This is a genomic window from Aeromonas intestinalis, from assembly GCF_054052485.1.
This window is the reverse complement of the sequence record NZ_JBSTYK010000013.1, coordinates 39,502-61,358: the sequence shown is the minus strand read 5'-3', so window position 1 is coordinate 61,358 and position 21,857 is coordinate 39,502. Positions and strand designations below refer to the sequence as shown.

General features: G+C 60.0%; 19 protein-coding genes, 1 tRNA gene and 1 pseudogene. 18 read left to right on the top strand and 3 right to left on the bottom strand.

Annotated elements, in window-relative coordinates:
- Positions 1-158 precede the first annotated feature (158 nt).
- The 13 genes from relA to rpoS all read left to right on the top strand — a co-directional run bounded on the left by relA (position 159) and on the right by rpoS (position 13,243).
- Positions 159-2,369 carry a GTP diphosphokinase gene (gene relA / locus ACW5W7_RS16265; RefSeq protein WP_456502371.1) on the top strand — a complete coding sequence of 737 codons (2,211 nt, stop codon included), beginning with the start codon at positions 159-161 and terminating at the stop codon, positions 2,367-2,369.
- A 65-nt stretch (positions 2,370-2,434) separates the two neighbouring features.
- On the top strand, positions 2,435-3,232 hold the full coding sequence (mazG, locus tag ACW5W7_RS16260; RefSeq protein WP_349921015.1) for a nucleoside triphosphate pyrophosphohydrolase: 798 nt from the start codon (positions 2,435-2,437) through the stop codon (positions 3,230-3,232).
- 141 nt (positions 3,233-3,373) lie between these two features.
- Positions 3,374-5,011: a glutamine hydrolyzing CTP synthase gene (pyrG, locus tag ACW5W7_RS16255; RefSeq protein WP_456502370.1), complete on the top strand. Its 1,638-nt coding sequence runs from the start codon at positions 3,374-3,376 to the stop codon at positions 5,009-5,011.
- A gap of 89 nt (positions 5,012-5,100) precedes the next feature.
- Positions 5,101-6,402: a phosphopyruvate hydratase gene (gene eno, locus ACW5W7_RS16250; protein ID WP_349921017.1), complete on the top strand. Its 1,302-nt coding sequence runs from the start codon at positions 5,101-5,103 to the stop codon at positions 6,400-6,402.
- Positions 6,403-6,569: 167 nt separating this feature from the next.
- Positions 6,570-6,887, top strand: a complete 318-nt coding sequence (gene ftsB / locus ACW5W7_RS16245; RefSeq protein WP_349921018.1) for a cell division protein FtsB — start codon at positions 6,570-6,572, stop codon at positions 6,885-6,887.
- Positions 6,880-7,587, top strand: a complete 708-nt coding sequence (gene ispD / locus ACW5W7_RS16240) for a 2-C-methyl-D-erythritol 4-phosphate cytidylyltransferase (protein ID WP_456502369.1) — start codon at positions 6,880-6,882, stop codon at positions 7,585-7,587. The genes ftsB and ispD overlap by 8 nt, the downstream gene beginning before the upstream one ends.
- 93 nt (positions 7,588-7,680) lie before the next feature.
- Positions 7,681-8,157 carry a 2-C-methyl-D-erythritol 2,4-cyclodiphosphate synthase gene (ispF, locus tag ACW5W7_RS16235; protein WP_456502368.1) on the top strand — a complete coding sequence of 159 codons (477 nt, stop codon included), beginning with the start codon at positions 7,681-7,683 and terminating at the stop codon, positions 8,155-8,157.
- Positions 8,157-9,215 carry a tRNA pseudouridine(13) synthase TruD gene (gene truD, locus ACW5W7_RS16230; protein ID WP_456502419.1) on the top strand — a complete coding sequence of 353 codons (1,059 nt, stop codon included), beginning with the start codon at positions 8,157-8,159 and terminating at the stop codon, positions 9,213-9,215. Before ispF ends, truD begins: the two co-directional genes overlap by 1 nt.
- Positions 9,196-9,942, top strand: coding sequence for a 5'/3'-nucleotidase SurE (gene surE, locus ACW5W7_RS16225; RefSeq protein ID WP_349921022.1), 747 nt, complete (start codon positions 9,196-9,198; stop codon positions 9,940-9,942). The genes truD and surE overlap by 20 nt, the downstream gene beginning before the upstream one ends.
- Before the next feature lie 4 nt (positions 9,943-9,946).
- Positions 9,947-10,564 (top strand): protein-L-isoaspartate(D-aspartate) O-methyltransferase, encoded by a 618-nt coding sequence (locus ACW5W7_RS16220; protein ID WP_349921024.1) that lies wholly within the window; start codon positions 9,947-9,949, stop codon positions 10,562-10,564.
- Positions 10,561-11,142: a YqaA family protein gene (locus ACW5W7_RS16215; RefSeq protein WP_349921025.1), complete on the top strand. Its 582-nt coding sequence runs from the start codon at positions 10,561-10,563 to the stop codon at positions 11,140-11,142. Before ACW5W7_RS16220 ends, ACW5W7_RS16215 begins: the two co-directional genes overlap by 4 nt.
- 9 nt (positions 11,143-11,151) lie before the next feature.
- Positions 11,152-12,213 (top strand): LysM peptidoglycan-binding domain-containing protein, encoded by a 1,062-nt coding sequence (locus ACW5W7_RS16210; RefSeq protein ID WP_349921026.1) that lies wholly within the window; start codon positions 11,152-11,154, stop codon positions 12,211-12,213.
- A 46-nt stretch (positions 12,214-12,259) separates the two neighbouring features.
- Positions 12,260-13,243, top strand: a complete 984-nt coding sequence (gene rpoS / locus ACW5W7_RS16205) for an RNA polymerase sigma factor RpoS (protein ID WP_349921027.1) — start codon at positions 12,260-12,262, stop codon at positions 13,241-13,243.
- Between the two features lie 68 nt (positions 13,244-13,311).
- On the opposite strand, the gene tsaD is transcribed toward rpoS, so the two are convergent.
- Complete coding sequence (gene tsaD / locus ACW5W7_RS16200) at positions 13,312-14,325, bottom strand: tRNA (adenosine(37)-N6)-threonylcarbamoyltransferase complex transferase subunit TsaD (RefSeq protein WP_456502367.1); 1,014 nt, start codon at positions 14,323-14,325, stop codon at positions 13,312-13,314.
- A gap of 179 nt (positions 14,326-14,504) precedes the next feature.
- On the opposite strand from tsaD, the gene rpsU reads away from it, so the two are divergent.
- The 5 genes and pseudogenes from rpsU to ACW5W7_RS16175 all read left to right on the top strand — a co-directional run bounded on the left by rpsU (position 14,505) and on the right by ACW5W7_RS16175 (position 19,392).
- Positions 14,505-14,720, top strand: coding sequence for a 30S ribosomal protein S21 (gene rpsU, locus ACW5W7_RS16195; RefSeq protein ID WP_005309452.1), 216 nt, complete (start codon positions 14,505-14,507; stop codon positions 14,718-14,720).
- 15 nt (positions 14,721-14,735) lie between these two features.
- Positions 14,736-15,179, top strand: a complete 444-nt coding sequence (locus ACW5W7_RS16190; protein WP_349921031.1) for a GatB/YqeY domain-containing protein — start codon at positions 14,736-14,738, stop codon at positions 15,177-15,179.
- An 83-nt stretch (positions 15,180-15,262) separates the two neighbouring features.
- Positions 15,263-17,051, top strand: a pseudogene (dnaG, locus tag ACW5W7_RS16185) (DNA primase).
- 183 nt (positions 17,052-17,234) lie between these two features.
- On the top strand, positions 17,235-19,127 hold the full coding sequence (gene rpoD, locus ACW5W7_RS16180; protein ID WP_456502418.1) for an RNA polymerase sigma factor RpoD: 1,893 nt from the start codon (positions 17,235-17,237) through the stop codon (positions 19,125-19,127).
- Positions 19,128-19,315: 188 nt separating this feature from the next.
- Positions 19,316-19,392, top strand: a tRNA-Ile gene (locus tag ACW5W7_RS16175).
- 50 nt (positions 19,393-19,442) lie between these two features.
- Here ACW5W7_RS16175 and ACW5W7_RS16170 read toward each other — a convergent pair.
- Positions 19,443-19,913 (bottom strand): tetratricopeptide repeat protein, encoded by a 471-nt coding sequence (locus ACW5W7_RS16170; protein WP_456502366.1) that lies wholly within the window; start codon positions 19,911-19,913, stop codon positions 19,443-19,445.
- Between the two features lie 158 nt (positions 19,914-20,071).
- Positions 20,072-21,526 (bottom strand): DASS family sodium-coupled anion symporter, encoded by a 1,455-nt coding sequence (locus tag ACW5W7_RS16165; protein WP_456502365.1) that lies wholly within the window; start codon positions 21,524-21,526, stop codon positions 20,072-20,074.
- Between the last annotated feature and the right edge of the window lie 331 nt (positions 21,527-21,857).

Genomic DNA, 21,857 nt, shown 5'->3' with positions numbered 1-21,857 from the left:
AATCTAGAGCGTCGAAAATTGGCCGGACAGGTGGGAGGCTCCTGTTGCCCTGATGGGTGATATGCCTTGAAAAGTCGACCATTTATCCCCATTTGAGGCAATCGTCAGCTGATGAGGGGCGCACGGCTTTTGGCCCCACACTTTTAAGGATTGATACCATGGTTGCGGTACGCGATATTCATTTGAAGGACAACTTCACCCTCGAAGAGTGGGTCAATTCACTCGGGTTGAGTGAAAGCGACAAGAATCAGCTGCGAACCGTCTACCAGTTTTGCCTGACCCTAGGCGACGAGGGGCTCACCAACCGCTTGCTGGTGCGTGGCGTCGAGATGGTGGGCATATTGCTGATGCTCAGCATGGATCTCGCCACCCTCAAGGCCGCCATCCTCTATCCCTTCGTCGAAGCCGGTCTCATCAAGCAGGAGAAGGTGGAAGAGGACTTCGGCCCCAAGATCGCCAAGCTGGTGGAAGGGGTGCTGGAGATGGAGGCCATCCGCTCCCTGCAGACCCTGCACCGCAGCGAAACCTCGCCGGAACAGGTGGACAACGTGCGCCGCATGCTGCTCGCCATGGTCGAGGACGTGCGTGCCGTGGTGATCAAGCTGGCGGAGCGGATCGCCTGCCTGCGGGAAGCCAAGAAGGCGGATGAGGAGACCCGGGTGCTGATGGCCCAGGAGATCACCAACATCTATGCGCCGCTGGCCAACCGGCTCGGTATCGGTCAGCTCAAGTGGGAGCTCGAAGATCTCGCTTTCCGTTACTTGCACCCGGACACCTACAAGCAGATCGCCAAGCAGCTCGACGAGAAACGCCTCGATCGGGAACGCTACATCCGCGAATTCGTGCAGACCCTGCGTGATGCGCTGGCGGAGGCCGGGGTCGAGGCCGAGGTCTATGGCCGACCGAAACACATCTACAGCATCTGGCGCAAGATGCAGAAGAAGCACCTCGAATTCAACGAGTTGTTCGACGTGCGCGCGGTGCGGGTGGTGACCAAGCGGCTGCAGGATTGCTACGCGGCCCTCGGCATCGTCCACACCCACTTCCACCACATTCCCCGTGAATTCGACGACTATGTCGCCAACCCCAAGCCCAACGGCTACCAGTCCATCCACACCGTGGTGGTGGGGGAAGAGGGCAAGACGGTAGAGATCCAGATCCGCACCGAGCAGATGCATCAGGATGCGGAGCTCGGCGTCGCTGCCCACTGGCGCTACAAGGAAGGGGCCCAGGCTGCGGCCAAGACCAACACCTTCGAGGACAAGATCGAGTGGCTGCGCAAGCTCCTCGCCTGGCAGGAGGATCTGTCGGAAAGCGGCTCCCTGCTGGACGATCTGCGCAGTCAGGTGTTCGAGGACAGAGTCTATGTCTTCACTCCCAAGGGGGATGTGATCGATCTGCCTGCCGGCGCCACCCCGCTGGACTTCGCCTATCACGTTCACAGCATGATCGGCCACCGCTGCATCGGCACCAAGATAGACGGCCGCATCGTTCCCTTCACCTACACCCTGCAGACCGGTGACCAGGTGGAGGTGATCACCCAGAAGGAGCCGAACCCGAGCCGCGACTGGATGAACCCCAACGCCGGTTTCCTGCGCTCCAGCCGGGCGCGGGCCAAGGTGGCCACCTGGTTCAGGAAGCTGGATCGGGACAAGAACATCGCCGCCGGCAAGGAGCTGCTGGAAAAGGAACTGGACAGGCACAACCTCACCCTCGCCAAGGTGGACAAGGTGGTGCTCGAGCGCTTCCACGCGGAGGAACTCGAGGATCTGCTGGCGGGCATCGGCAGCGGCGACATCCGCATCAACCAGCTGCTGAACTACCTGGATACCCGCTACAACAAGCCGACGGCGGAGGAGGAAGACCGCCGCCTGCTGGAGAAGCTGGAGCAGAAGGCCAACGTGCCGTTCCGCCCCAAACCCAAGGATCACATCGTGGTGGAAGGGGTCGGCAACCTGATGACCCACATCGCCCGCTGCTGCCAGCCCATCCCGGGGGACAGCATCCAGGGCTTCATCACCATGGGGCGCGGCGTCTCCATCCACAGGGATGACTGCGAGCAGCTCAAGGAGCTCTCCCGTCGCAACCCGGAGCGGCTCATCGAAGCGGTCTGGGGGGAGAACTACTCCGGCGGCTATGGCCTCACCATCCGCATCCTCTCCAACGACAGATCCGGTCTGCTGCGGGATATCACCACCGTGCTCGCCAACGAGAAGATCAACGTCATGGGGGTGCGTTCACGCTCCAATGTGCGCGAACAGACCGCCGAAATCGACATGGAGCTGGAGATCTACAACATCAACGCCTTCAACCGGGCGCTCGCCAAGCTCAGCCAGCTCAACGACGTGATCAGCGCCAAGCGCCTGTGATACACACCAACCGGCCCCTGTGGCCGGTTGTTCTTGATGACCCCATTTGATGAAGTGACACGACCATGACCCAACCTTATGACCTCCCCAAGCTGCTCGACATCATGGCCCAATTGCGGGATCCGGACGGGGGTTGCCCCTGGGACCTGAAACAGAGCTTCCAGACCATAGTGCCCCACACCCTGGAGGAGGCCTACGAGGTGGCCGATGCCATCGAGACTCAGGATTGGGAAGGGTTGAAGGGGGAGCTCGGGGATCTGCTGTTCCAGGTGGTGTTCTACGCCCAGCTCGGCAAGGAGCAGGGGCTGTTCGATTTCGCCGACATCGTCGACACCGTGAGCGAGAAGCTCATTCGCCGTCATCCCCATGTGTTTTCCGATGCCGACCTCGATGACGAGCAGGCGGTCAAGGTGAACTGGGAGGCGGAAAAGGCCAAGGAGCGGGCGGCGTTGGACAAGGAGAGCGTGCTGGATGACATTCCGCTGGCGCTGCCTGCCCTGACCCGGGCGGCCAAGATCCAGAAGCGCTGCGCCACCGTCGGCTTTGACTGGAAGACCCTCGGCCCCGTGGTGGACAAGATCCACGAGGAGATCGACGAGGTGATGGAGGAGGCGTTGATGGTGGATGTGAACGAGGAGCGGGTGAGCGATGAGCTTGGCGATCTGCTGTTTGCCACCGTCAACCTGGTGCGCCATCTCGGCAAGGATCCGGAGCAGGTACTGCGGGCCGCCAATGCCAAGTTCGAACGTCGTTTTCGACAGGTTGAGCAGTTTATTGCCGCCGAAGGGCTGAAAATGACCGATTGCTCATTGGAGAAGCTCGACGCCGCCTGGGACAGGGCCAAAGAAACCGAACAAAGTTGATTTGGCGCAAGACGGGGGGGCGGGGAGCCTGATAGATTTTTGTTCATTGTTTGGGAGTGGGGGTTTTGGTATACTGTTTCCCCGTCCTGCTTCATCCCCGAAGCACCCCTTAAAATTCCCTAAACTTCTTTCAGGTTCAGCATGACGACCAAATATATTTTTGTGACTGGTGGCGTTGTTTCATCCCTCGGCAAAGGCATTGCCGCAGCTTCTCTGGCAGCCATTCTGGAAGCCCGTGGTCTGGATGTGACCATCATGAAACTGGACCCCTATATCAACGTGGATCCGGGCACCATGAGCCCGACCCAGCATGGTGAAGTGTTCGTTACCGAGGACGGGGCCGAGACCGATCTGGATCTGGGTCACTACGAGCGTTTCATCCGCACCAAGATGACCCGCCGCAACAACTTCACCACCGGCCGCATCTACGCCGACGTACTGCGCAAAGAGCGTCGTGGTGACTACCTGGGCGCCACCATCCAGGTGATCCCGCATATCACCAACGCCATCAAGGAGCGGGTGATTGCCGGTGCCGAAGGCCATCAGGTGGCCATCGTCGAAGTGGGCGGTACCGTGGGCGATATCGAGTCCCTGCCGTTCCTCGAAGCCATTCGTCAGCTGGCCGCCGAAGTGAGCCGCGACAATGCCATGTTCATGCACCTGACCCTGGTTCCCTATCTGGCTGCCGCCGGCGAAGTGAAGACCAAGCCGACCCAGCATTCCGTGAAGGAGCTGCTCTCCATCGGGATCCAGCCGGACGTGCTGATCTGCCGCTCCGATCGCGCCATCCCGGCCGTTGAGCGCGCCAAGATCGCCCTGTTCTGCAACGTGCCGGAGCGCGCCGTCATCTCCATGAAGGACGTGGACTCCATCTACAAGATCCCGGCCCTGCTCAAGTCCCAGAATCTGGATGACTACTTCATCGCCCGTTTCGGCCTGGAGTGCAAAGAGGCAGATCTGTCCGAGTGGGAACAGGTGGTCTACGAAGAGGCCAACCCGACCGCGGAAGTGACCATCGGCATGGTGGGCAAGTATGTCTCCCTGCCGGATGCCTACAAGTCCGTCAACGAAGCCTTGAAGCACGGTGGCCTCAAGACCCGTCTGTCCGTCAACATCAAGTACATCGATTCCCAGGACATCGAGACCCGTGGCGCCGAGCTGCTGGAAGGTCTGGACGCGATTCTGGTACCGGGTGGCTTCGGCGAGCGTGGCGTGGAAGGCAAGATCCAGGCCGCCCAGTATGCCCGTGAGAACAAGATCCCCTACCTGGGTATCTGCCTCGGCATGCAGGTTGCCATGATCGAATTCGCCCGCAACGTGGCGGGCATGACTGGTGCCCACTCCTCCGAATTCAAGAAAGACTCTCCGTTCCCGGTAGTCGGTCTCATCACCGAATGGGTGGATGAGGAAGGCAACGTCGAGACCCGCAGCGAGAAGTCCGATCTGGGCGGCACCATGCGTCTGGGCTCCCAGCTCTGCCACCTGGTGGAAGGCTCCAAGGTGCGCCAGATGTACGGTTCCCCGACCATTTACGAGCGTCACCGTCACCGCTATGAGGTGAACAACAAGCTGCTGCCGCAAATTGAAGCAGCCGGTTTGCAGGTGACCGGTCTCTCCGCCGACAAGAAACTGGTGGAAATTATCGAGATCCCGGATCACCCTTGGTTTGTTGCCGCGCAGTTCCACCCGGAGTTCACCTCGACTCCTCGTGATGGACACGCCCTGTTTGCCGGTTTTGTGAAGGCTGCCGGTGAGTACCAGAAGCGCAATCTGAAGTAATTGAAAATAAATGCGGTTGAGGCCCTGTGCCGCAGCCGCTTTTTTTGGCATATTTTTGTTGTTTTTTTACGAAACCTGAGGAAATACACATGTCCAAGATCGTTAAAGTGATCGGTCGTGAAATCATCGACTCCCGTGGTAACCCGACCGTTGAGGCCGAAGTTCACCTGGAAGGTGGTTTTGTTGGTATGGCAGCCGCTCCGTCTGGCGCGTCCACCGGTTCCCGCGAAGCGCTGGAACTGCGTGACGGCGACAAGAGCCGTTTCCTGGGTAAAGGCGTGCTGAAAGCCGTCGAAGCCGTCAACGGCCCGATCGCTCAGGCTCTGCTGGGCAAAGATGCCAAGGAACAGGCCGCTCTGGACCAGATCATGATCGATCTGGACGGTACCGAGAACAAATCCAAGTTCGGCGCCAACGCCATCCTGGCCGTTTCCCTGGCTGCCGCCAAGGCTGCCGCTGCCTCCAAGGGCCTGCCGCTGTACGCTCACATCGCCGAGCTGAACGGTACCCCGGGTGTCTACTCCATGCCGCTGCCCATGATGAACATCATCAACGGTGGTGAGCACGCCGACAACAACGTCGACATCCAGGAGTTCATGATCCAGCCGGTTGGCGCCAAGACTCTGAAAGAAGCCATCCGCATGGGTGCCGAAGTGTTCCACAACCTGGCCAAGGTTCTGAAGGCCAAGGGCTACGCTACCGCCGTGGGCGACGAAGGCGGCTTCGCGCCGAACCTGAAGTCCAACGCCGAAGCGCTGGAAGTGATCGCCGAAGCCGTTGCCGCTGCCGGTTACAAGCTGGGCACCGACATCACCCTGGCCATGGACTGTGCGGCTTCCGAGTTCTACGACGCCGAGAAGAAAGAGTACAACCTGAAGGGCGAGGGTCGTACCTTCACCTCCAACGAGTTCTCTGACTACCTGGCCGACCTGACCACCAAGTTCCCGATCGTCTCCATCGAAGATGGCCTGGACGAATCCGACTGGGAAGGCTTCGCCTACCAGACCAAGGAACTGGGCAGCAAGATCCAGATCGTGGGTGACGACCTGTTCGTAACCAACACCAAGATCCTGAAGCGCGGCATCGACAACGGCATCGCCAACTCCATCCTGATCAAGTTCAACCAGATCGGTTCCCTGACCGAAACCCTGAACGCCATCAAGATGGCCAAAGACGCTGGCTACACCGCCGTCATCTCCCACCGCTCCGGTGAGACCGAAGACGCGACCATCGCCGACCTGGCCGTGGGTACCGCTGCTGGCCAGATCAAGACCGGTTCCATGAGCCGTTCTGACCGTGTTGCCAAGTACAACCAGCTGATCCGTATCGAAGAAGCCCTGGGTGCCAAGGCTCCGTTCCGCGGTCTGAAAGAAGTGAAGAACCAGGCTTAATGCCTGACTGCACTTGTGCTGTTGAAAGCCCCGCCATCTGGCGGGGCTTTTTCATATCCGGCGGCGAGCCCGCTATTTTTCATTTCCCTTGCCCATCTGGCGCTTCGGCTTTCTTTTGTCTTGCCTGCGAATATGGGAAACTAGGCCGCTTGAAGGAGACTCAGTGCATGCGGCTACTCACTCTAATCCTGCTCCTCCTGTTGGGAGGGCTGCAATATGACTTCTGGCTGGGGAAGAACGGCCTCTCCGACTATCGGGAACTCTCCGGCGCCATCGATCGGCAGCAGCAGGACAACCTGGTTCTCAAGGACCGCAACAACCTGATTTACCGCGAGATCGACGATCTGACCTCGGGCCTCGAGGCCATCGAGGAGCTCTCTCGCAACGATCTGGGTTACATCAAACAGGGCGAAACCTTCTACCGGATCATTCCCAAGGAAAAAGACCAGGTCACGGAACCGGACGGAGTGCCCTACGATGACTGATCTGCCTCAGGAGCTGATCGTCAGCGGCCTGACGGCGATCGTGCCGGCAGCCGGTGTCGGCAGCCGGATGGGCGCCGACTGCCCCAAGCAATACCTGCCGCTGGCAGACAAGACCATACTCGAGCACACCCTTGGTGTTTTATTGTGCCATCCTGCGATTGAACAGGTTATTGTCGCTGTTTCACTCGGGGATGAGTGGTTCGAACGACTGCCGGTGGCGGCGGATCCCCGCATCCTGCGCGTCGAAGGGGGGGCCGAGCGTGCCTTCTCGGTGCTCAATGCCCTGCGAGTCGTCAAGACCCCCTGGGTACTGGTGCACGATGCTGCTCGCCCCTGCCTGCGCCACGAGGATCTCGATGCCCTGATCGCCTGCGCATTGACGTGTGATGGCGCCATCCTCGGCAGCCGGGTGCGGGATACCATGAAGCGCACCGACGCCGCCGGCAACATTCTGGCGACGGTGGAGCGCGAGCAGCTCTGGCATGCTCTGACGCCCCAGATGTTCCCCACCGCCCCCCTGACGCGGGCGCTGGAAGAGGGGCTGGCCCTGGGGGCCGCCATCACCGACGAGGCCTCCGCCATGGAGCGCGCCGGTTTCACGGTGCGCATGGTCGAAGGGCGGGCCGACAACATCAAGGTGACCCGGCCCGAGGATCTCGCCCTGGCCGGGCTCTTCCTGCAGCAGCAGGCAGCGCCCTAGCGGGCAAGCAGATTCACCCAATGGGCGCCGACAGGCCCCTCATTGGACAAGCAGTGATGAAACCGATTTTTGTGACATGAGGGAAAGCCGGACATGATGCGGATTGGACACGGGTTTGATGTACACAAGTTTGGTGGTGTCGGCCCCTGCATGCTGGGAGGGGTCGCCGTGCCCTATGAACAGGGTCTGCTGGCTCACTCCGATGGCGACGTGGTGCTGCACGCGGTGAGCGACGCCCTGCTGGGGGCCATCGGTGCCGGCGACATCGGCCGCCATTTCCCCGATACCGTCGCCGAGTTCAAGGGGATCGATAGCCGTATCCTGCTGCGGGACGTCTATGCCCGGGTGCTGAAATCGGGTTATGCCATCGGCAACCTGGATGTGACCATCATCGCCCAGGCCCCCAAGATGGCCCCCCATATCGAGGCCATGTGCGCCGTGCTGGCGGCGGATCTGCAATGTGATTTGAACCGGGTGAATGTCAAGGCGACCACCACGGAACAGCTTGGGTTCACGGGGCGCAAGGAAGGGATCGCCACCGAAGCCGTCGTCTTACTGGTGAAACAATGATGCTGGAACAGCTTAGCTATCTGCACGGGGCGCCGACCGCCCGCGGTATTCTCAAGGCCGAGGCCAGTGACTTCGTGGTGGTCGAGGATCTCGGTTTCGAGCCTTGCGGCGAGGGGGAACACATCTTCGTGCGGGTGCGCAAGACTGGCGAGAACACCGCCTGGGTGGCGGGCCTGCTGGCGGATGCCGCCGGCGTTGCCCGCCATGCGGTGACCTGGGCGGGGCTGAAAGACCGCCACGCGGTGACCGAGCAGTGGTTCGGCATCCACCTGCCGGGCAAGGGAGAGCCGGACCTGTCTGTCGTCCAGAGCGACAGCATCCAGATCCTGCAAGCCAGGCGCCACAACAAGAAACTTAGGGTTGGCTACCTCAAGGGCAACCACTTCCGCCTGCGTCTCACCGGGCTGGAGCACCCCGAGGGGCTGGAGTCCCGGCTGCACGCCATCGCCACCCAGGGGGTGCCGAACTACTACGGCGAGCAGCGTTTCGGCCGGGGCGGCAACAACCTGGAGGCGGCCAAGGCGATGTTTGGCGGCAAGCGGATCAAGGATCGCAACAAGCGTTCTTTGTATCTCTCCGCCGCCCGCAGCATGCTGTTCAACGCCATCGTCAGCGCCCGCATCGAGCAGGGCCTGGCCCATCAGCTGCTGGCCGGTGACTGCGTGATGCTAAAAGGCAGCCACTCCATCTTCAGCGAGGAGACGCTGACCCCGGAGCTTGAGGCGCGTCTTGCCTCCGGCGATGTGCAGCTCACCGCGCCCCAGTGGGGGCGTGGCCGGCTGGCGAGCCAGGGCGCCGCCGCCGAGTTCGAGCAATCCGTGCTGGCCCCCTATCGCGAGTGGTGCGAGGGGCTCGAGAAAGCCGGGCTGGATCAGGACAGGCGTCCGCTGCTGCTCAAGCCAGAGGCGATGGAATGGACGCAGGAAGCCGGGGTGCTGACCCTGTCATTCTTCCTGCCGGCTGGCGCCTTTGCGACCAGCCTGGTGCGCGAGTTAATGCAGGCCGAAGAGGCCGATCACGGTTTCAGGGATTCAACCGATGCGAATTCTGGTCAGTAATGACGATGGAGTACACGCCGAGGGCATTCGTGCCCTCAGCACTGCGCTGGCGGCCTGTGCCGAGGTCATCGTGGTGGCGCCGGATCGCAACCGCAGCGGGGCGAGTCACTCCCTGACGCTGGAAGTGCCGTTGCGGGTCACCCGCATCAGCGAGACCGGGTATTATGCGGTCAAGGGGACGCCGACGGACTGCGTGCACCTGGCGGTCAACGAACTGGTGCGCCCGGAGCCCGACATGGTGGTGGCCGGCATCAACCACGGCGCCAATCTGGGGGATGATGTCATCTACTCCGGCACGGTCGCGGCGGCGACAGAGGGGCGTCATCTGGGCTTCCCGTCCATCGCCATCTCCCTGGTGGGCAAGACTCATTTCGCCAGCGCTGCCCACTATGCGGCCCAGCTGGTGCGGGGCCTGATGGTGCACCCCCTGCCGGCGGATCAGATCCTCAACGTCAATGTGCCGGATCTGCCCCTGGCGCAGATCAAGGGCATCAAGGTGACCCGCCTTGGCAATCGCCACCGCGCCGAATCGGTGATCCGCACCGAGGATCCCCGTGGCCAGCCCATCTACTGGATTGGCCCACCGGGCAGCCAGCAGGATGCGGGGGAGGGCACGGACTTCGCCGCCATCGAGCAGGGTTATGTCTCCATCACCCCGCTGACCATCGACATGACGGCCTACAACAGTCTGGCCGGTCTGGGCGCCTGGCTGGATTTGCAGGGTTGATGCTGTGATAGTCCAGCGCTTGTTAAATCAGCTGATCGCCCAGGATGTGCGGGATTTTCGCGTGCTCGCGGCGATCGCCAAGGTGCCGCGCCAGCTGTTCGTGGATGAGGCCATGGCCCACAAGGCCTGGGACAACACGGCCCTGCCCATCGGCCACGGCCAAACCATCTCGCAGCCCTACATGGTGGCGCGGATGACCGAGCTGCTGATGCAAAACGATCCGGCCCATGTGCTGGAGATCGGCACTGGCTCGGGTTATCAGACTGCCGTGCTGGCCAATCTGGTGGAGCATGTCTACACGGTGGAGCGGATCAAGTCGCTGCAGTTCCAGGCCCGGCGTCGGCTGCGTCAGCTCGACTTGCACAATGTGTCGGCCAAGCATGGCAACGGCTGGCTGGGCTGGCCCAACAAGGGCCCCTTCGATGCCATTCTGGTGACGGCGGCGGCGAGCGAGGTGCCAAAGGCCCTGACCGATCAGCTGGCCGAGGGGGGTCGACTGGTGCTGCCGGTGGGTGACAGCCAGCAGACCCTGCAACTGATCGAGCGATCCGGCTCCCAGCTGACCAGCCGGATCCTGGAGCCGGTGCGTTTTGTTCCCCTTATCGACGGAGATGTTGAGTGAAGTTGTTTTCCCGCCTCTATGTATTGGTGATGCAGTGGGCTCGCCACAAATATGCCCCCTGGTATCTTTCCATCACCGCCTTTATCGAATCCATCTTCTGGCCCATTCCGGTGGATGTGATGCTGGCGCCCATGGCGCTCGGCAAGCCGCAACGGGCCTGGCACTACGCCGGCCTCGCGACCTTCTTCTCCGTGCTGGGGGCGCTGTTTGGTTATCTGCTGGGCTATGCCCTCTGGGATCCCGTGGTGCAGCCCCTGGTGGTCTCGGTCGGTTATGAGGACAAGATTGCCCTGGCCGAGCTGTGGTTTGAGCAATGGGGGATCTGGGTGATTTTTATTGCCAGTTTCACGCCGATCCCCTACAAGGTGTTTACCGTCACGGCGGGACTGCTCCACATGGCACTGTTGCCCTTCATCCTGACCTCGCTGATCGGGCGTGGTATGCGCTTCTTCCTCGTCGCGGGCCTGATGCGCTGGGGCGGTGAGAAGATGGAGCGCAAGCTGATGCACTATGTGGATGTGCTGGGCTGGCTCTGTATTGGTTTGGCCGTTGTGGCCTATTTCTGGTTTAGTCGTTAAGGATCCACTATGCGTTCGCGTGTTTGGCAAGGTAGCAGTGTCGTCGTGTTGTCATGGCTGCTGCTTGCCTGCTCTTCCAGCAAGACAGCTGCTCCGGTGCAGAGTCTGGGCAATGACCCCATTGCCTCGACCATTCCGACCCGTCAGGCCATGGCCAAGCCGGGCATCCAGGGCAGCAGTTACACTGTGGTCAGAGGGGATACCCTCTACTCCATCGCCTTCCGCTCCGGCATGGATGTCGCATCGCTGACCAGCCTCAACGGCATCAGTCCTCCCTACAACATCTATCCGGGTCAGCAGCTGCGACTGGATGGCTCCTCTGGTGCCGTGGCCAGCACCGGCATGGCGGTGAGCCGCCCGGTTGCCACCGGCAACGGCACCTACGAGGTGCGTCGCGGCGACACCTTGAGCAGCATTGGCCGCCAGTTCAACGTCTCCAACCAGACCCTGGCCCAGCGCAACAATCTGCAGGCTCCGTACGGACTCCATGTCGGTCAGGTGCTGAGCGTACCGACGGCCGCCAGCACGGGCAGCAGCCAGATGGTGGCCAGCACGGCAGTGACCAGTTCGGGACCCAAACCCCTGGCCACGGCACCAACAGGTACGACCACTCCGTTCATCTCGCAAAAAAGCATTGCTCCGGCATCTTCAACAGCATACGCTCAGCCGAAAGAACAAAAAACCAGCAGTTCCTCGTCGACACTCGCGTGGCACTGGCCGACCCAAGGCAGAATCGTCGAAGGCTTCTCTGTGGCTGAACAGGGCAACAAGGGCATCGACATCTCGGGTCAGAAGGGGCAACCCATCTACGCCGCCAGCGGTGGCAAGGTGGTTTACGCGGGCAGTGCACTGCGAGGTTACGGCAAGCTGATCATTCTGAAGCACAACGATGACTACCTCTCTGCCTATGCCCACAACGACGAGTTGCGGGTGAAGGAGGGAGACTCCGTCAAGGGCGGAGCCGTCATCGCCAATATGGGTAGCACGGATGCACCGGATGTGCGCTTGCACTTTGAAATCCGGTACAAAGGCAAGTCAATCAACCCGATGGGTTATTTGCCAAAGCGTTAACCCAGAGAGCTAGGTCTTACTCTGGTTCAGTTCAGGGAGACATAACATGAGCCAAGAACAACTGGTAATGCAGGATGCAGAGTTAGAGTTCGACGAAGAGCTGGAAACCCAGGAGGAAGAAGAGGTTCAGGAGGTGACTGCAGAAGCCGAGGAGACGATCTCCGACGAGCTGCTGGTACCTGAACTGAACAAGGTGATGGATGCCACCCAGCTCTATCTGGGGGAGATAGGATTCTCCCCCTTGCTCACGGCCGAAGAGGAAGTCTATTACGCTCGTCGTGCCTTGCGGGGTGACAAAGCAGCCCGCAAGCGCATGATCGAATCCAACCTGCGCCTGGTGGTGAAGATTGCCAGACGCTACAACAATCGCGGCCTGGTGCTGCTGGATCTCATTGAAGAGGGCAACCTCGGTCTTATCCGCGCGGTCGAGAAGTTCGACCCGGAACGCGGCTTCCGTTTCTCCACCTATGCCACCTGGTGGATCCGCCAGACCATAGAGCGGGCCATCATGAACCAGACTCGCACCATCCGTCTGCCCATTCATGTGGTCAAGGAGCTGAACGTCTACCTGCGTACCGCCCGGGAGCTCTCCCACCGCCTCGATCACGAACCCACCGCCGAAGACATCGCCCATGCGCTGGATCGCTCGGTGGACGACGTGAACCGCATGCTCAAGCTCAACGAGAAGATCACCTCGGTGGATACCCCCATCGGCGGCGATCGGGACAAGGCGCTGCTGGACGTGCTCTCCGACGAGCGCGGTATGGGCCCTGAGCTGGAGTCCCAGGACGACGACATGCGTGCCAGCATCGTGCACTGGCTGGAGGAGCTCAATCCCAAGCAGCGGGAAGTGTTGGCCCGTCGCTTCGGCTTGCTCGGCTATGAGCCGGCGACCCTGGAAGACGTGGGGGCCGAGATAGGCCTGACCCGGGAGCGGGTGCGCCAAATTCAGGTTGAGGGGTTGCGCCGCCTGCGGGAGATCCTGCTGGGACAGGGGCTCTCCATCGAGGCCTTGTTCCGTACCAACTAATCAAAGCAGTCAGAAACAAAAAAAAGGGGCCATCGGCCCCTTTTTTATATGGTAATGGATCCTGTGAATCACACCGGATCCAGGGTGTCCAGCGGCCAGCGTGGCACGGCCTTGACCACCAGGGGCTCGAATACCCCCGCCTTCAGGCGCTGCATGCCGGCGTAGGCGATCATGGCGCCGTTGTCGGTGCAGTACTCGGTACGCGGATAGAACACTTCGCCATGCAGGCTCTCCATCAGCTCGGCCAACTGGGCCCGCAGGTGACGGTTGGCACTGACGCCGCCGGCCACCACCAGACGGTTGAGACCGGTCTCCTTCAAGGCGCGACGACACTTGATGGCCAGGGTATCGACCACGGCATCTTCGAAGGCGCGGGCGATGTCAGCGCGGGTCTGCTCGTCGTCACCGTTGGCGGCGATGGTGTTGGCGGCGAAGGTCTTGAGGCCGGAGAAGCTCATGTCGAGGCCCGGCCTGTCGGTCATGGGACGGGGGAAGGTGAAGCGCCCCTTGGTACCTTTCGCGGCCAGACGGGAGAGTAGGGGGCCGCCCGGATAGTCCAGCCCCATCAGCTTGGCGGTCTTGTCGAAGGCTTCGCCGGCGGCGTCGTCGATGGATTCCCCCAGCAGCTCATAGCTGCCGATGCCATCGACCCGCACCAGCATGGAGTGGCCACCGGAGACCAGCAGTGCCACGAAGGGAAACGCGGGGGATCGCTCTTCCAGCATGGGGGCCAGCAGGTGACCCTCCATGTGGTGCACGGCCACCGCCGGCTTGTTCCAGGCCATGGCCAGGGAGCGACCTATGGTGGCTCCCACCAGGATGGCGCCAACCAAGCCCGGGCCCGCGGTATAGGCGATGCCGTCGATGTCATCCTTGCCGAGCCCGGCCTCCTTCAAGGCGGCCTGGATCAAGGGGATCGTCTTGCGCACATGATCCCGGCTGGCGAGCTCGGGAACCACGCCGCCGTAGTCCGCATGCAGCTTGACCTGGCTGTATAACTGATGGGAAAGGATCCCTTTTTGATCGTCGAAGATCGCGATCCCGGTTTCGTCACAGGATGTCTCTATGCCCAATACACGCATTGCTAAAAAATTTCACTGCTAAAATGAGACGGCTATGGTAACCTTCGCGGGTTTTTTAAACCAGAGCGATCTCTGCGGGTTTACTTTCATTCCCTGTCCAGAGTATAATTTCGCACCATTTTAAGACATGCTGATCGATTGAAGGTCAGCTAACCAAATATCACTGAGGTGAAAGGCACATGCCAGTAATCAAAGTCCGTGAAAATGAGCCGTTTGACGTTGCTCTGCGTCGCTTCAAGCGTTCTTGCGAAAAGGCCGGTATCCTGTCTGAAGTTCGTAGCCGTGAGTTCTACGAGAAGCCGACTACCATTCGCAAGCGCGCCAAAGCGTCCGCCGTCAAGCGTCACGCCAAGAAGCTGTCCCGCGAAAACGCACGTCGTATCCGCCTGTACTAATCGGGGGATCATGCCGTGTCTCTGAAGGATCAACTCAAGGATCAACAAAAACTCGCCATGCTGGCCAAAGACAAGGCCAGACTGGGGACGATCCGTTTGTTGATGGCAGAAATCAAACAGCGTGAAATCGATACCCGTGTCGAGCTCAATGATGAGGATATCCTCGCTGTCGTGACCAAGATGGTCAAACAGCGCCGTGATTCCATCAGTCAATTTGAAGCTGCCGGTCGTCAGGATCTTGCCGACAAAGAGTTTGCCGAGATCCAGGTGCTGCAGGAATTCCTGCCACAGCAACTGACCGCAGACGAGGTTGCCAGCCTGATCGAGCAAGCCATCACTGAGAGTGGGGCTGCCGTCATGGGCGATATGGGTAAAGTCATGGCTGTCTTGAAGCCGAAAATTCAGGGGCGTGCCGATGTCGGCGCCGTCAGTGCGCAGGTGAAAACCCGCTTGGCGTAACAGGCATTTCTCTTGTTAGTCGAAAGAAGCCGTGCTTCCCTGTGAATGCGCGGCTTTTTTATTTTCAATGAAACAGGACGGTTATGGCAGGCAGGATCCCACAATCCTTTATCGATGATCTGCTCGTACGCACAGACATCGTCGAGCTGATCGACTCGCGAGTGCGGTTGAAAAAAGCCGGCAAGAACTATCAGGCTTGCTGCCCGTTTCATAACGAAAAAACCCCCTCCTTCACCGTCAGTCAGGAGAAGCAGTTCTATCACTGCTTCGGTTGCGGTGCCCACGGCAATGCCATCGGTTTTGTCATGGAGTACGACGGACTCGAATTTCCCGATGCCATCGAAGAGCTGGCCAATCTGCAGGGGATGCAAGTGCCCCGCGAGCAGAGCGCAGGTGGTGCCAACAAGGCGCAACCTGCCGTCAGCAAGGATCTCTATGAACTGATGAACCAGATCGCCCGCTTCTACGAGAGCAATCTCAAGAGTGCCCCCCAGGCGGTGGATTACCTGAAGGGACGCGGTCTGACTGGGGAAGTGGTCAAGCGCTTCAATATCGGTTATGCCCCGGGTGACTGGGATCAGGTCAGACGACGCTTTGGTGGTAGCCGGGATCATGAACAACTGCTCATCTCGGGCGGCATGCTGATCCCCCGTGACAGCGGGCCTGGCAGCTATGATCGTTTCCGCGATCGCATCATGTTCCCCATTCGTGACAAGCGTGGCCGCGTCATCGGTTTCGGTGGCCGGGTATTGGGGGACGGTACCCCCAAGTATCTGAACTCGCCGGAGACTCCCATCTTTCACAAGGGACGCGAGCTGTTTGGCCTCTATGAAGTGAAGCAGGCGCACAAGGATCCGCGCCGGATCCTGGTGGTGGAAGGCTACATGGACGTGGTGGCGCTCGGCCAGTACGACATCGATTATGCGGTGGCGGCGCTGGGCACGGCGACCACCAGCGACCATATCCATACCCTGTTTCGCACCACGGCCGAGGTGGTGTGCTGCTATGACGGCGACAACGCCGGTCGCGAGGCGGCCTGGCGGGCGCTGGATAATGCTCTGCCTCACCTGCAGGACGGGCGCGAGCTCAAGTTCGTGTTCCTGCCGGATGGCGAGGATCCGGACTCCCTGGTGCGCCAGATCGGCAAGGAGGGCTTCGAAGCTCTGCTGGACGAGGCTCAGCCTTTTGCGGACTTCATGTTCGAGCGTCTCGGGCGGGATGCGGCGCTCTCCGGCGAAGCGGGCAAGTTCGAGGTGGCCAACAAGGCGGCCGAGCTGATCCGCCGGGTGCCGGAGGGTTTCACCCGGGAGGGACTCATCACCCGGCTCTCCAACATGATGCGCTGGGGAGAGAACAAGCAGCGTATCGCCGAGCTGTTCGCCCGCGGCAGCCAGCCGAAGGCCGAAGTCATCAAGCCCAAGGCTGCCAAGCTGACCCCCATACGCCGGGCGCTGGCGCTGATGCTGCAATATCCGGCGGTCACGGCCGAGCTGCCCGCCATGCCGGAACTTGCCGGATTGCGGGTACAGGGCATCCAGTTCCTATTGCAACTGCACCAGCAGATCCTCTCCCAACCGGGGATCACCACCGGCATTCTGCTGGAGCATTGGCGCGGTACCAAGGAGGGAGAGATCCTGGCCCAACTGGCGATGCACGATCTGTTCGAGGAGATAAAACTCGATCAGGAACCGGACATTCTGGGGGAATTGCAGGATACCTTCGTCGGCTTCATCAACCAGTTTCTCAAGCAGAGAATTGAGGAGCTGCAGGCCAAGGTGGCCCAGCAAGGGCTCAGCAGTGAAGAGACCCAGGAGCTGATGATGCTGATCAGAGAGGTGCAGATTGGAGAAAAGAAATGAGACTGGGGCTTGATATTTGAGTGATTAGTCTCAATATAAATACCGTTGCCCGAATGGACGGGATTAAAAGCAAACACTTTATAACCGCCTGGCCCCGACAATACTGCGGGCAGGGGTTTCTCATGACCGACGCCGCAACCAGACATAGCATGTCTGGCGGTTTTCTATTAGAATTGGCTATTTGCGCAGCAGCGCACTGTACGCGCAACCTAGCAACACCAACCGGATGAGTTCTATGGAGCAAACCCCGCAGTCTCAGCTTAAACTCCTCGTTGCCAAAGGTAAAGAACAGGGCTACCTGACCTATGCCGAGGTGAACGATCACCTCCCGCAAGACATCGTCGACTCCGACCAGATCGAAGACATCATCCAGATGATCAACGATATGGGTATCCAGGTAGTGGAAAACGCCCCGGATGCCGATGACCTGATCATGGCTGAAGGTGGTACTGCCGATGAGGACGCTGCCGAAGCAGCGGCCCAGGCTCTGGCATCTGTTGAATCTGAGATTGGTCGCACGACCGATCCCGTCCGCATGTACATGCGGGAAATGGGTACCGTCGAACTGCTGACCCGCGAAGGCGAAATCGACATTGCCAAGCGGATCGAAGACGGTATCAACCAGGTACAAAGCTCCGTTGCCGAGTACCCTGAAGCCATCACTTACCTGCTCGAACAGTACGACAAGTACGAAGCCGAGCAGCTGCGTCTGTCTGACATCATCTCCGGCTTTATCGATCCCAATGAAACGGACGATGTGGCGCCGACCGCCACCCACATCGGTTCCGAGCTCAGCGAAGATGACCTGGCTGACGAAGACGAAGACGAAGACGAAGACGAAGATGAAGACGGCGACAGCGATGACGACGGAGACGGTGGTCCGGATCCCGAAGTCGCCCGCGAGAAATTCGGCGAGCTGCGTGCCCAGTACGAAGTAACCCGTCTCTCCATTCAGAAGAATGGCCGTGCCCACGACGACACCCAGGCCGCGATTGCCCAGCTGGCCGATGTGTTCCGTCAATTCCGCCTGATGCCCAAGCAGTTCGATCGCCTGGTCAACAACATGCGCGAAATGATGGAGCGGGTCCGTGTGCAGGAACGCATCATCATGAAACTCTGCGTTGAGCAGGCCAAGATGCCGAAGAAAACCTTCGTCGCTGCCTTCACCAACAACGAGTGCGAGACTGCCTGGTTTGAATACCAGAAGCAGGCCAGCAAGGCGTGGTCACCGCGTCTGGTGGAGATGGACGAAGACGTGCTGCGTGCCATCGGCAAGCTGCAACAGATCGAAGAAGAGACCGGCCTCTCCATCGCCCAGATCAAGGACATCAACCGTCGCATGAGCATCGGTGAGGCCAAGGCCCGTCGTGCGAAGAAAGAGATGGTCGAGGCAAACCTGCGTCTGGTTATCTCCATCGCCAAGAAATACACCAACCGCGGCTTGCAGTTCCTGGATCTGATCCAGGAGGGCAACATCGGTCTGATGAAGGCGGTGGACAAGTTTGAATACCGTCGTGGCTACAAGTTCTCGACCTATGCCACCTGGTGGATCCGTCAGGCCATTACCCGCTCCATCGCGGATCAGGCCCGTACCATCCGTATCCCGGTGCACATGATCGAGACCATCAACAAGCTCAACCGTATCTCCCGCCAGATGCTGCAGGAGATGGGTCGTGAACCGAACCCGGAAGAGCTGGCCATGCGCATGGGCATGCCGGAAGACAAGATCCGCAAGGTATTGAAGATCGCCAAAGAGCCCATCTCCATGGAGACGCCCATCGGTGATGATGAAGACTCCCACTTGGGCGACTTCATCGAAGATACCACCCTGGCGCTGCCGGCGGATGCGGCCACCAGCGAGAGCCTGCGCAACGCTACCCGCGAAGTACTGGCCGGTCTGACCGCCCGCGAAGCCAAGGTACTGCGCATGCGTTTCGGTATCGACATGAACACTGACCACACCCTCGAGGAAGTGGGCAAGCAGTTCGACGTCACCCGTGAGCGTATTCGTCAGATCGAAGCCAAGGCCCTGCGCAAACTGCGCCACCCGAGCCGCTCGGAAGTACTGCGCAGCTTCCTGGACGAATAGTCCTGAGGTCGCCGACAAACCTTGTCAAAAAGCCCCGCCATGCGGGGCTTTGTTTTAGGGGCGACGGGCTGGGATCAGCGCCTAGACAGGGGAGGCTTGGGTTGGACAAAAACTCGGCAAGTGGTTGATCTGCCTATGGACGAGCCCTGCCTCATCCCCTATAATCCACGCCGCAAAACCAAGATTCTGGCCCCTTAGCTCAGTTGGTTAGAGCAGTCGACTCATAATCGATTGGTCGCCCGTTCAAGTCGGGCAGGGGCCACCACATTCAAGACAAAGCCGCTCATCATGAGCGGCTTTGTCGTTTCTGGCGCCTCACCAGCGTCTGTCCAGATCCTCGGCATAGAGGGCAATGGCACGTCTATAGGGGGCAATGGCGGGATCCGTGACTGTCTCGGCCAGTACCGCCAGCAGGTGCTCCATCCCCTCCTTGTATTGCCCCAGGTTGTAGCGGGCCATGGCACCGAAGACCTTGAATTCGTGGGCATGGGGGAAGCGGGCCAGGCCCTGCTCGAAGGCGGCCAGCGCCTCGGTATAATGTCCAGTCGTGCGATAGGAGCTGCCAAGACCGAGCCAGGCCCCGCGCAGTGAATCCTCACTCAGTCCCAATGCGATGGCCCTCTGATACAGGGGAATGGCCTGCTGCTCGCGCCCCAGCAGATCGTGCAGACCCGCCACCTCGTAATGCAGTTCGGCGTGTTTCGGGTGCTCCGCTATCTGCAGCAATCCGTGCTGTCTGGCCTCTTCAATCCTTCCCTCGGCCTTGAGGGCTTCCAGTTGTTTCATATGCGCTCCTGCATGGGATCCGAAATGCAGTATGCCCGTGCGCGGGTGACGGGGATATGAAAGATGAGGAGGGAGTCGGTGAAAGAGTGCGATGCAGGAAAAAGAACACGACCGGGCACAGGGCCCGGTCGCGTAGTCAGACAGGTCGAGCCCTTGGCTTACCAGAAGCCGACCAGCTTCATCCAGGCGCCGCCGAGCACAATCCAGATGAGAAGGGAGACGATGGAGACGAGGAAGCTGACGCCCCACCATTGGCCCGTGCTGTTGTAGCCTGAGCCGAAGAGTGCTGGGCCCGGGCCGCCGGAGTACTGGGTCAGCCCCATGGAGAGGTTGGAGGTATAACCCAGCACCAGGGCGGCGAACAGGGGGGGCGCCCCGACCGAGATGGCGACGGCGAGGAAGGCCAGATACATGGCGGAAATATGGGCCATGGCCGAGGCGAAGAAGTAGCGGGTATAGAAATAGACCAGCACCAGGATGGCGAAGACCGTCAGCCAGTCCAGATGATCCACATAGCTGACGATATGTCCCGAGATCCAGTTGATCATGCCGTATTTGTTGAGGGCGTTGGCCATCATCACCAGCACGGCAAACCAGAACATGGTATCCCAGGCGGTATGCTCTTCGATGATGTTCTTCCAGGACATGATGTTGGAGACGAGCAGGATCGCCAGGCCGATGAAGGCCGAGAGGGTAGCCGGGATGGCGAACAGCATATCGCCCACGGTCCACAGCAGGATCAGCAAGACGAAGTCGAACGCCAGGATCTTCTCGGCGAGGGACATGGGGCCCATCTTCTGCAGCTGCTCGCGGGCGAGCCCAGGAATGGCCGGCGTCTTCTTCAGCTCGGGAGGATAGAAGAAGTAGAGGGCGAGCGGCAGCAGCAGCAAAGAGGCAATGCCCGGTACGATGGCACCGACAAACCAGGTGGTCCAGCTGATGTCGACCCCCTGGCTTCTGGCCAGCTCCGCTACCAGCGGGTTGCCCGCCATGGCGGTCAGGAACATGGTGCAGACGATGGCATCGATCTGGGAGACGCACAGCATCAGGAAAGCGCCAGCCCGTCTCGCGGTGGGGCCGGGTTCAGACTGGTAGGCGGTGGCGATGGACTGGGTGATGGGGTACATGATGCCGCCGCCCCGGGCGGAGGCCGACGGGATCCCCGGGCCAAGCACCAGATCGGAGAGGGCCAGGCCGTAGGCAACCCCCAGCATGTTGGATCCGAACTTGGAGATGAACCAGAGGGCGACCCGCTTGCCGAGCCCTGTCTTGATCACGGCCCGGGAGATGAACATGGCGATACCTATGAGCCAGATGGTGCCATTGGCAAAGCCCGACAGCGCCGCGACCTGGTCGCCCTTGCCATTCAACGGGGTGACGCCGGTCAGGGCGGAGACGATGAGGGCAATCATGGTGACGGCACCCATCGGCATGACTTTGATGATGATGGCGAAGATGGTGGTCGCGAAGATGGCAAACATATGCCAGGCATTGTCCGCGAGCCCGTCAGGGGCGGGGATCAGCCAAAGAATGGCGCCAAATAGTAAAGTGAGCCCCCCCTTCCAGAGGGGAAATGCCAGTTGTACCGGTATTGCCTGGGTTCGATCATTCATGCTGATGCCCTGTGAAATAGGAAGAGTGAAATGACTGCACTCATATTTGGGGCGAGGAGGGGAAAGCATCTTGATATTAATCAATGGTTTAAACGTTAGGCTTTCGGTCAACATGTGAACGATATGCATGTTTTCCCGGCTGAAACAGTAGTAGTGATTGAAGATTTATTTGTTGGTGAAATATTGCTCCGCAATTTTTCTGTTTGTTGGTGTTATATCTCGATGCAGCGAGAATAAAGTTTTAATGGTCACAATTTTCACCGGCATGAAAATGGCCTCCCACCCAGTCGGGCAGGAGGCCAGAATGACGATTGCCGGTTGCCTGACCCCC

Excerpts from the sequence above, each read along its gene's own strand:
- relA (WP_456502371.1), top strand. The coding sequence starts at position 159 with ATGGTTGCGGTACGCGATATTCATTTGAAGGACAACTTCACCCTCGAA.
- mazG (WP_349921015.1), top strand. The coding sequence starts at position 2,435 with ATGACCCAACCTTATGACCTCCCCAAGCTGCTCGACATCATGGCCCAA.
- pyrG (WP_456502370.1), top strand. The coding sequence starts at position 3,374 with ATGACGACCAAATATATTTTTGTGACTGGTGGCGTTGTTTCATCCCTC.
- eno (WP_349921017.1), top strand. The coding sequence starts at position 5,101 with ATGTCCAAGATCGTTAAAGTGATCGGTCGTGAAATCATCGACTCCCGT.
- ftsB (WP_349921018.1), top strand. The coding sequence starts at position 6,570 with ATGCGGCTACTCACTCTAATCCTGCTCCTCCTGTTGGGAGGGCTGCAA.
- ispD (WP_456502369.1), top strand. The coding sequence starts at position 6,880 with ATGACTGATCTGCCTCAGGAGCTGATCGTCAGCGGCCTGACGGCGATC.
- ispF (WP_456502368.1), top strand. The coding sequence starts at position 7,681 with ATGATGCGGATTGGACACGGGTTTGATGTACACAAGTTTGGTGGTGTC.
- truD (WP_456502419.1), top strand. The coding sequence starts at position 8,157 with ATGCTGGAACAGCTTAGCTATCTGCACGGGGCGCCGACCGCCCGCGGT.
- surE (WP_349921022.1), top strand. The coding sequence starts at position 9,196 with ATGCGAATTCTGGTCAGTAATGACGATGGAGTACACGCCGAGGGCATT.
- ACW5W7_RS16210 (WP_349921026.1), top strand. The coding sequence starts at position 11,152 with ATGCGTTCGCGTGTTTGGCAAGGTAGCAGTGTCGTCGTGTTGTCATGG.
- rpoS (WP_349921027.1), top strand. The coding sequence starts at position 12,260 with ATGAGCCAAGAACAACTGGTAATGCAGGATGCAGAGTTAGAGTTCGAC.
- tsaD (WP_456502367.1), bottom strand. The coding sequence starts at position 14,325 with ATGCGTGTATTGGGCATAGAGACATCCTGTGACGAAACCGGGATCGCG.
- rpsU (WP_005309452.1), top strand. The coding sequence starts at position 14,505 with ATGCCAGTAATCAAAGTCCGTGAAAATGAGCCGTTTGACGTTGCTCTG.
- ACW5W7_RS16170 (WP_456502366.1), bottom strand. The coding sequence starts at position 19,913 with ATGAAACAACTGGAAGCCCTCAAGGCCGAGGGAAGGATTGAAGAGGCC.
- ACW5W7_RS16165 (WP_456502365.1), bottom strand. The coding sequence starts at position 21,526 with ATGAATGATCGAACCCAGGCAATACCGGTACAACTGGCATTTCCCCTC.